At 41.9% G+C, this 7,297-nt stretch carries 4 protein-coding genes, 1 tRNA gene and 1 pseudogene; 2 read left to right on the top strand and 4 right to left on the bottom strand.

Features of this window, described 5'->3' with window-relative positions; translation table 11 throughout:
- Positions 1–27: 27 nt before the first annotated feature.
- Positions 28–104 (top strand) — tRNA-Met (locus tag L2729_RS21310).
- A gap of 1,329 nt (positions 105–1,433) precedes the next feature.
- Here the strand turns inward: L2729_RS21310 and L2729_RS21305 are convergent.
- The gene (locus L2729_RS21305) at positions 1,434–1,934 is read right to left on the bottom strand and encodes a VF530 family protein (RefSeq protein ID WP_248990027.1); all 501 of its coding nucleotides are present in this window, start codon (positions 1,932–1,934) and stop codon (positions 1,434–1,436) included.
- Between the two features lie 316 nt (positions 1,935–2,250).
- Between L2729_RS21305 and L2729_RS21300 the strand changes: the two genes are divergently transcribed.
- Positions 2,251–3,855 carry an ABC-F family ATPase gene (locus tag L2729_RS21300; protein ID WP_248990026.1) on the top strand — a complete coding sequence of 535 codons (1,605 nt, stop codon included), beginning with the start codon at positions 2,251–2,253 and terminating at the stop codon, positions 3,853–3,855.
- A 619-nt stretch (positions 3,856–4,474) separates the two neighbouring features.
- Here L2729_RS21300 and L2729_RS21295 read toward each other — a convergent pair.
- The 3 genes and pseudogenes from L2729_RS21295 to L2729_RS21285 form a co-directional block, all read right to left on the bottom strand.
- Positions 4,475–5,563 carry a flavin-containing monooxygenase gene (locus tag L2729_RS21295; RefSeq protein ID WP_101090258.1) on the bottom strand — a complete coding sequence of 363 codons (1,089 nt, stop codon included), beginning with the start codon at positions 5,561–5,563 and terminating at the stop codon, positions 4,475–4,477.
- 527 nt (positions 5,564–6,090) lie between these two features.
- Positions 6,091–6,360: a hypothetical protein gene (locus tag L2729_RS21290; RefSeq protein WP_248990025.1), complete on the bottom strand. Its 270-nt coding sequence runs from the start codon at positions 6,358–6,360 to the stop codon at positions 6,091–6,093.
- Positions 6,361–6,819: 459 nt separating this feature from the next.
- Positions 6,820–7,297 (bottom strand): annotated as a pseudogene (locus tag L2729_RS21285) (transposase); the annotation flags it as partial.

Raw genomic sequence — 7,297 nt, 5'->3', positions numbered from 1 at the left:
TAAAACAACTAATGCGTTTAACACGGACGCGGGATGGAGCAGTATGGTAGCTCGTCGGGCTCATAACCCGAAGGTCGTTGGTTCAAATCCAGCTCCCGCAACCAATTCTTTGATAGTAGAATTAAAATAATTATTAGCGTAGATATAACACGGACGCGAGATGGAGCAGTATAAAAGCTACTCGGACTTAACTCTTTATTAAAAGACTGGCGAAGGTTGTTGCCCTGCTCTTTTATGAAAAGTATTCCAGCTCCCGCAACCAATTTTATATCGACTAGTAGGCCAGCGGAAGCTGGTTTTTTTGTGTCTAAATTTTGGCTCCACAAACCCTTATTTGATAGCAGTATTAACACGGTTCTAAATATTGATATGGTATTCGCCTAAAATAGCTTTTTAAATGAAACTCAGGCTCAACGATTCGGAACTATTTACAATACTACTCACTGATCTACTCACAGCGATTCATAAAAATAGAAGAAGGCCATAGAAGCTCGGTGTTTTACAAGATAGCACTCTGCTCTAAATAGATTCATCCCGCTCTCAAAACCAAAACATACCAAAACATACCAATAGATTGACCCGCGACCACGGTTTTAATATCGAAAACACAGTAACAGCTCACCTACTCTGCTTGATGTATATACCAATTGCATTAAAAGTTTGACCATTAAGCGGGAATTCAAAGCCCTGTAGGCAAGATGGGGGATTGAAGCTATATCAAAGCCCACAATGAAGCTTAAAGGGCTTTGCCATTTGCTTTAAACGTCGGCCGCACTGCGTGAGCGCCTCATTTTTTGATTCAAGTAGGCTTCATCAAAATCCAGATCCATTATTCAGTCAATGCAATGAATGCACAGATAAAAATACCTTAGAACCTCACGCCGGTGGCTGATATCAAATAGAGGGTTTGGCCCTGCAGCTGTGTTTGATCTTTTTGATATGCAACCACATGACCTATGGTGTTACATACAAGATAGGACTATGTATCTCTATCGAGAGAGGCACGATAATAATGATTAGTTTAGACATATACGGTCACATGAAATGGTGAATGTCTGTATCGCATGAGTTAATGGGTTCAGTAAGTACCTGCCATATATCAGTAACAGTTTAATATTACAGATAACAATACAGTCATAGCCTATATAACTTTGAATTTTGAAGCCCCGAAAAAGTACCGATACTGACTTAAAAAGGTATAAAGCAGCGCAATATATTCAATCCATGAATGACACAAGTAGCGAACTTGCTCAGGTTGGATAATGGAGGAGTCACTAAAGTTGATGCTGGGGATATTACATTAGGGAGATACTGCGATTAAACCGGGGGGATGAAAAAGCCAACACCTAGCTTACCATTAAGACGATAAACTAGATGTTGTTCAGTTCAAGCACTTGTTCTGTACGAACCCGTCCTGAAACAGGCCTAAAAGATTACTTACCCCAAGGGTTAGTAGGATCTTGTGACGGTGCAGGTCTATTACTGTCTTTACGGGTGTTCTGCGCGTAAGAATCTTGCGCTTTAGGTTTATCTTTACCGTAACTTGGGCGACTGCCTTTATTCTGTTTCATCGCTTCGTAATCAGCCGTAGCTTTAACGCGCATCTCTTCAATCAACTCAATGGTTAACTCTTGTGGCTTACGTGGCACAATACCATCTGCAAACCCACGCTCACGCGGCTTAAGATCAAATTGCGATTCGCTGCCTTTAGGCATACGTTTGAAGCGATAAAGATAAAAGGCCTCAACGCGCTCCCTCGCCCATTCAGTTTTCTTAAGGAACTTATTACAAGCTGGCATACTAGGATTAGAGTTAAAACACTCTAAGCGAATAGCCGCATAGAGGATTTTCCAATCGTAAAATTCGACAAGCTCTGTCACCATAGTTTCAAGTTTTAGGCCGTGCAATGGGTTGTTCTGTTGATGTTCAATCATGGGGTGTCCAAAAAATCGCTGATAATGTACAAAATCGTTAGATAACTAACGAGGCCATTTTTGTAATGGCCAAAATATTCCGTTAATAATAACAAGAAAATACCGATATCACCCGTTCAAATCCGCTATGCCATCCTTTTTTTGATAAAAGCACGCAAAACTGGACAAATAAACCGTTTTAATTAATTGCTTGCTCGACATATGAGCACCTATTTCTGTATAATCCGCGCCTGATTTACCTATGCAAACGCTCGCCTTATTTTAGGGTGGCGGTTATCTGCTTAGCTTTGAATACTTAACCTTTCAGGATATTCCATTGATCTCTACCGCAAACATCACCATGCAGTTCGGCCCAGAGCCATTGTTTGAAAACATTTCCGCAAAATTTGGCAACGGCAACCGTTACGGTTTAATCGGTGCAAACGGCTGTGGTAAGTCAACCTTTATGAAGATCCTCAGTGGGGAACTTGCACCGACGTCTGGCAACGTGTCAATCACACCTGGTCAAAAAGTCGGTACCCTAAGCCAAGATCAGTTCGCTTTTGAGCAATACAGCGTTATTGATGCTGTAATTCAAGGCGATCCAAAACTGTGGGAAGTAAAGCAAGAGCGTGAACGCATCTACTCTTTGCCTGACATGACCGAAGCTGATGGCATGAAAGTTGGCGAGCTTGAAAGCGAGTTTGCTGAAATGGACGGTTACAGTGCAGAAAGTCGCGCTGGTGAAATCTTACTTGAAGCTGGTATTGAAGAAGAGTTTCACTTTGGCCTAATGAGCCAAGTTGCACCAGGTAAAAAACTACGTGTGTTACTTGCACAAGCATTGTTTTCAAATCCTGATATTTTGTTACTCGATGAGCCTACCAACAACTTGGATATTCATACCATTAGTTGGTTAGCCGATGAGCTCAACAAACGTAAGTGCACCATGATCATCATCTCGCATGATAGACATTTCTTAAACACTGTCTGTACTCACATGGCTGATATCGATTACGGTGAACTTCGCGTCTACCCAGGTAACTATGAGTACTTCCTCGACGCTGCTGGCCTTATCCAAGAGCAACTGCTCGCGGGTAACGCGAAGAAGAGTGCCGAAATGGCAGAGCTGCAAGATTTCGTTAACCGCTTTGGTGCTAACGCATCTAAAGCAAAGCAAGCCAGCTCTCGCGCTAAGAAATTAGATAAGATTTCTCTTGATGACGTTAAATCATCGAGCCGTATGACGCCGTCATTACGCTTCGAAGAAAGTAAAAAAATGCATCGCCAAGCGCTAGTGATTGAAGAGCTAAGCCACGGTTTTGATGGCAACACACTATTCCAAGGCGGCGAGCTGATTCTTGAAGCTGGCGCTAAGTTAGCGGTTATTGGCGAGAACGGTGTAGGTAAAACAACCCTACTTCGTTGTTTAGTTAATCAACTAACACACAATTCCGGTGTCATTAAGTGGTCTGAAAATGCTGCTATCGGTTACTGCCCACAAGACAGCAGTGCTGATTTTGATAACGACTTCACTCTATTTGATTGGATGTCGCAGTGGCGTACACCAAAGCATAACGACCTTTCGGTTCGTGGCATGTTAGGTCGTCTACTCTTTACTGAAGACGATGCCAACAAAAAAGCCCGTAACTGCTCAGGTGGTGAGAAGAACCGTCTTTTGTTTGGTAAGTTAATGATGATGGATGTCAATGTGCTCGTCATGGACGAACCGACTAACCACATGGATATGGAAGCCATTGAAGCGCTAAACAACGCGCTTAAAGATTTCGAAGGCACCTTGATTTTCGTCAGCCACGATAGAGAGTTTGTGTCATCACTTGCAACTCGTATCATCGATGTGAAAGACAAACACTTGGTCAACTTCCACGGTACTTTCGACGAATACATGTCGAGCCAAGCCGAAGCATTAGTAAATAAATAGCCTAAACATCAGCACTCATCAGTGTTGATAAAAGCGTAAAGAAAGGCCATTTGAGTAATCAAATGGCCTTTTTGTATAACTGACCCGCCTTCTTAATGTTTATCGAGCATCACTTATACTCAGCACTACAACTAGCAGTAGTACCGGACTGTTAACCTGCTCACCAAAAATATTGATCCCCACTTTAAACTCATCTGTAACGCCATAGCGACCATCGTTAGATAACCACCATAACGGCCTCACATAAAAACAAGTTTATCCGTATCCACCCAATCTGAGTCTGTAGGGACTTTTGTTGTACACCACACCTTGCTGTTAGTCCTCACCATGACGGTTATCATCTAAATGGAAAAACGACTTACCGTCACTGGGGATCTGTTCGTTAAGGCAACAACATTAGGCTTTATCAATTTAGGAGTGTAATGCTTAACTAAATAGAAGACTTGCTCAACGGCCAAGGATCAGAATCGTTTGAAAGTATGAAAGAAATAACCAGGTAAGGAATAATCAAACGCGCCTGATGTAAGGCGCGTGAAGTAAGGCAGGATAGTTTTGAATCACTTAAGTATATGGTTTAACCGATGGCGCAGACGCAATCATCAACAGCCATCGACTTTTTTTAACCCACCTCAACCAGCTCAGCACTTGGGTCAGCTATACCGCTAGTTTGGTTTTTTTGGATATGGGTCATCAAGTATTGGGCATCTTTCCATACGCCACCCAATGTTGCAGAACCTCGGGTATACAGCCAAGGAAGCCCAATAAAATATAATCCTTCAACATCATTGCTCACTCCTCGATAATTACTCGGGTAGTTCGTCTCATCAAAAGTGATATCTTCAATCCAAAAAAAGTTAGGTTTAAATCCTGTCGCCCAGACAATATTTTTAATACTACTGATGCTGCCTTTTTGAAACTTAATACTGTTTTTGTCTGCTGACAATGTTCTGCCCATATGGATAACATTATCTTTTGCCAGCAGTGACTTCACGTCAGTACCAATCACTGGCTGCACACCTTTACTCAGCCATTTACCCATCTTGCTAAAGCGCGTCACCGATAAAAAGCCGATTTTAGTGAACCACCACCATAAGGTTTTACCTAAAAATGATTGTGGGATCGCAGTGATTTTATCCGTTCCGGAGAAATGCACTGTGCGTCCCGTCTCGGCAATTTCTGATAAAATTTGCACCCCAGAGTCACCAGCACCCACCACTAAACAATCACCATCTTGTAGCTGTTCAGGACTTTTATAGTGTTCACTGTGTAATTGAACCACATTCTCAGCGATATCAGCATGGCAAGGGGGCGTAAAAGGCGTATGGAAGGGACCAGTGGCTATAACAACCTGTTTAGCCTTGTAGCTACCCGTGGCACTGGTTATTTCAAAAATACCATTCACTTTTTTTACTGAAGTAATTCTTTGATTAAATTCAATCGGGATCGAGAATTTTTCAACATAACTTTTTAGATAATCTGCTACTTCATATTTATTGGGGTAGTAGCCTTTAGGAAATGGAAATAACATGCCCGGGAGATGGTTATATTCGGTAGGAGTGAACAGTTTTAACGAATCCCAGCGCTTTAACCAAGGCGCACCTATGTGCTCATTGGCGTCTAAAATCAGGTAATCTTTATTCGTTTGGGATAAGTTATAAGCCATAGCCAACCCAGACTGACCAGCGCCAATGATGATAAATTCTTTCATAGATCCCATAAATTCTTATTATTATGCGCGGTATTCTAACAGATCGTAGCAACCGAATCTGACTATTCGTTAATCAATAGCCAATCAACCGTTACTGTAAGCAGCCAGCCAATGCTGTTTTTGTGCATACGGGGCCTCATCAGCGATGTGTCTGTCCCAGAGCCGAAAAGCCTGATATACGCGGCTTTCAATGACTTAGCAAAAAAGATACAGCCATACTCTGGCAAAATAGGAATGGCCTCAAGTAGACGGAAATTCTGAAGTCTACTTTTATGACGAGAATAGCACCGATCTCTACGAACTCGCGTCATGGACCATGAGTGTAAAATGCACTACATTTAACAACCACTCATGCTTCAAACTGCCAAGGAATTGCTCTTCAACAGCATAATCTAAACAGGTCCAACACTACTCATTGAAGATATAAATCCAACATCTTTCTTATGACTTTTCAATGGGATCGCGTTCTGTTAATCCCTAAGATGTTAATTATCGGAATTAACAGAACGGTATTTTATGGGTTGCTATTAATCTTCCATCCAATCCATATTCGGTAGTGCATCCAAATGCTGTCCATAACGTATTTCGTTAAAAGAGGCATCATTTTTCATCACATCGGATACTTCAATAGCCAGCGCGCACGCCATCCATTGAATCGCTTCTTCACGCGGTGTACCTGTCATGACTAAACGCATCAAGGTTTCTTTTACCTTTTTGGGTTCACCGTCGACGATTTGGTTTTCAACGGTTTCAATTAGTGTTTCTTCAGTAATGTAACTGTCTTGCTGCTTGTCCATTATAACTACTCTATTAAGTACTTAACGCCATTATGCCGCAAGCATAGTGCAAGCAATAGATTAAACTCCGAATTATTCGAGCCTTGCAGTCAATAACGAAAATTTAGAGCAGAGTCAGACTTAACTGCGTTAGAAATGATTGAATTTTGTACGCCTCAATGCAATGTCTTAGCTGACAATATCATCGGCTAATACATAAAGATCAAAATCGCTAGCCACCGATGCAGAAAAATAATAGCCAGCCACTAATAATCAATAACATAACTAGCTTTCAACCCAATATCAACGATTGACGTCTATCAAAGATAGTACTTGAACCATTTTCAACAGAGTGACGCGAATAAATGCCGGGAAAGAAGTGAATTAGCAGAGATTAGTGAATTTTAAGGCGTGGATTGTTTACTCTGTGTATTAACAGAGGAAAGTGCTATTGAAGTTACCATCTTGAGGTTAGTTTACTTACATATACTGACAACTATTTGAAAAGTGCCGTCGTCGCTTATCTAAGTGATCACAGTAGGTGCTTAGCTCTTGTAATGTCCCCACTGGGCCGTGAAACAGTTTCCCAAACTCGGTGGTAATTTTTAGCCAATTAGCGGCTGGGATATTTAATCGACTCAAAATCCTTTCAGCACTCGAAGATATAACCCCCCGTTTATCGTTACGGATAATCCTGCCTGTTTCGTCAACCAATACAAGATAGTCTTGCAGCGAGAAAGCAATACCTTTGGGTTGGTGCTCTCGCTCGTTGCCAATAAAGGCTAATAGCTTGCTCGGTTGTTGACCTTTAAGCGCTGCGGTGACTCTGAGTTTTAAACTGGTGAAGTCTGATTGCTCTGGCGTTTGCGCCATCTTCGCACGGATTGGCCTATCTATTAGCAAAAAGTGTTCGACATAGGTCATACAAGCCAGCACAGCGGCCTCATCCAAAAGGGCT

The organism is Shewanella gelidimarina (assembly GCF_023283945.1).
GTDB classification, from domain to species: Bacteria; Pseudomonadota; Gammaproteobacteria; order Enterobacterales; family Shewanellaceae; genus Shewanella; species Shewanella gelidimarina.
Note: the sequence above shows the minus strand (reverse complement) of the source record. Positions and strands in the feature narration are given on the sequence as shown.

Coding starts and splice junctions, on each gene's coding strand:
- L2729_RS21290 (WP_248990025.1), bottom strand. CDS start 6,360: ATGGACAAGCAGCAAGACAGTTACATTACTGAAGAAACACTAATTGAA.
- L2729_RS21295 (WP_101090258.1), bottom strand. CDS start 5,563: ATGAAAGAATTTATCATCATTGGCGCTGGTCAGTCTGGGTTGGCTATG.
- L2729_RS21305 (WP_248990027.1), bottom strand. CDS start 1,934: ATGATTGAACATCAACAGAACAACCCATTGCACGGCCTAAAACTTGAA.